This window comes from Streptomyces sparsus (assembly GCF_054776295.1).
The window spans coordinates 1-2,577 of the sequence record NZ_BAAHCA010000705.1; the positions used below are offsets into that span (position 1 = coordinate 1).

2 protein-coding genes are annotated in these 2,577 nt (G+C 73.8%); both read right to left on the bottom strand.

All coding sequences use genetic code 11. The annotated features are described in order from the left end of the window. Positions 1 to 13: 13 nt before the first annotated feature. Complete coding sequence (nudC, locus tag ACYVE9_RS22385) at positions 14 to 994, bottom strand: NAD(+) diphosphatase (protein ID WP_461029691.1); 981 nt, start codon at positions 992 to 994, stop codon at positions 14 to 16. A gap of 58 nt (positions 995 to 1,052) precedes the next feature. Next, positions 1,053 to 2,456, bottom strand: a complete 1,404-nt coding sequence (locus ACYVE9_RS22390; protein WP_461029692.1) for a dipeptidase — start codon at positions 2,454 to 2,456, stop codon at positions 1,053 to 1,055. Between the last annotated feature and the right edge of the window lie 121 nt (positions 2,457 to 2,577).

Consider the following 2,577-nt stretch of genomic DNA (forward strand, 5'->3'; position numbering starts at 1 on the left):
CCCGCTCGCCGGGTCAGCACTCCGGCAGTGCGCCGGGGCCCGGCGCGACGGGCGGCGGCAGCGGACGCGGCAGCGGTTCGCCGTACCAGCGCTCGATCAGGCGGGCCGCGATGGAGATGCCCGACGGCGGCAGCACGTCACCGGCCTCTATGGCCTTGCGCAGCTCGTCGCGGGAGAACCAGCGGGCCTCCTCGATCTCGTCGCCGTCCACCTGGATGTCGGGGGACGTCGCCCGCGCCATGAAGCCCAGCATCAGGCTGGACGGGAAGGGCCACGGCTGGCTGCCGACGTACTGGACGTCGCCGACCGCCACCCCGGCCTCCTCGAAGACCTCCCGGACGACGGTCCGCTCGATCGACTCCCCCGGTTCGACGAAGCCGGCCAGGGTGGAGAACCTGCCCTCCGGCCAGTGCACCTGGCGACCCAGCAGGGCCCGGTCCCGGTCGTCGGTGACGAGCATGATCACTGCCGGGTCGGTGCGCGGATAGTGTTCCGCGCCGCAGGCCGGGCAGCGGCGGATGTGCCCGGCCGCCGCGATGAGCGTGCGCTCCCCGCAGCGCGAGCAGAACCGGTGCAGCCGCTGCCAGTTCTCCAGGGCGACGGCGTGCACCAGCAGCGCGGCGTCCCGTTCGGAGAGCAGCCCGCCGGCCTCGCGCAGCCCCGCTGGCCGGGCCAGCGCGTCCATCCGGCCCGGCAGGCTGTCCTTCTGGAGGGCGAAGTAGCTCACGCCGTCGGCGTCGGTGCCCAGGTAGTAGCGGTGTGCCTCGGTGAGGGGCGCGTCGAAGGACGGCATCGTCACCAGCTCGGTGCGTCCGTCGTCGGTGTCCAGGACCAGGGCCTGCCCGCCGGAGACGACGAAGCAGCGAGTGCTCGGGTGGCTCCAGGCGGCGGCGAGCCAGACCTCGTCCAGCCGGTGGTGGGCGCCGCGGTCGATGCCGCCGCCCGCGGAGAGCGGGACGGCAGGGTGGGCGGCACGGTCGGTCCAGGTGGTCACTGCTGTTCCCTGCTCTCCTTAGGTACGGGGCGGGCCCTCGAAAGCCGGTGGCGTCCGCTCAGCGGGTGGGACGCCAGTTCCCCCCGAGGTCGTCCCAGAGGTAGGCGGTGGCTTCGACGCCCTTCATCAACAGGTCGATCTCCACCTTCTCGTCCGGTGCGTGCCAGCCGTCCGACGGTACCGAGATGCCCAGGAAGAGCACCGGCACGCCGAGCACGTCCCGCAGGTCGGCGGCGGGGCCGGAACCACCCTCACGGGTGTAGCGGACCGGCTTCCCGAACGCGCGGCCCATCGCCCGGGCCACGGACCGCAGCGCGGGGTGGTCGAGCGGCGTCAGACAGGGGCGGGTGGCGCCCCAGAAGGTGATGGTGTGCCGGATACCGACCGGCAGCCGTTCGGCGACCCAGTCGCGCAGGTGCTGCTGGACCTTCTCCGCCTCCTGGCCCTCGACCAGTCGGAACGACAGCTTCAGCTGTGCCGAGGCGGGCACGATCGTCTTGCCGCCGGGCCCCTGGTAGCCGCCGGAGATGCCGTTGACCTCGGCCGTGGGGCGGGCCCAGATCCGCTCCAGGGTGCTGTGGCCGGCCTCGCCGAGCGTCGCGTGGCTGTGCGCGGCCCGCAGCCACTCCCGCTCGTCGAAGGGCAGCTCCGCGAACAGCTGCCGCTCCGCGGGCGTCAGTTCGACGACACCGTCGTAGAAGCCCGGCAGGGTGACGCGGCGGTCCTCGTCGTGCAGTCCCGCGGCGAGCCGGGCGGCCTCGGTGGCCGGGTTTGGCACCGCGCCGCCGAACGACCCCGAGTGCACGTCCTGGTCGGGTCCGTGCAGGTCGATCTGGCAGTCGGTGAGGCCGCGCATCCCGGTGCAGACGGTCGGGGTGTCCTCCGACCACATGCCGGTGTCCGAGACGACGACGGCGTCGCAGGCGAGACGGTCCGCGTACCGGGTGATCAGGTCGGGGAAGTGCGCGGAGCCGGACTCCTCCTCCCCCTCGACGATCAGCTTCAGGTTGACCGCGGGTGCGGTGCGGCCGGTGGCGGCGAGGTGGGCCCGCACCCCGAGGGTGTGGAACCAGACCTGCCCCTTGTCGTCGGCGGCACCCCGGGCGTAGAGCCTGCCGTCCCGCTCGACGGGTTCGAAGGGCTCGCTGTGCCAGCCGTCCTCCCGGGCCGCGGGCTGTACGTCGTGGTGGCCGTAGACGAGGACGGTCGGCGCGTCCGGGTCGTCGGAGGGCCAGTGGGCGAACACGGCGGGGTGTCCGGGCGTCTCCCAGACCTCGACGGTCGGGAAACCGGTGGTCCGCAGCCGGTCGGCCAGCCAGTCGGCGCTGCGTCGCACGTCCTCGGCACGGCCGGGATCGGCCGACACGGACGGGATGCGCAGCCACTCGGCGAGACCGGAGAGAAAGGCGTCACGCTCGCTGTCGACGTAGTCGCGGACGGCGCTGTCCGGGGTGGTGCTCATGCCCTCGACCCTATCCGGCGCCGGATGCCCGGCGTGCATCCGTGTCCCCACCACGGGCGACCGCGGCGGCCCCTGGGGCCGCGCTCCGGCAGCGCCCGCCCCGGCGGGGTCAGCGCGGGGG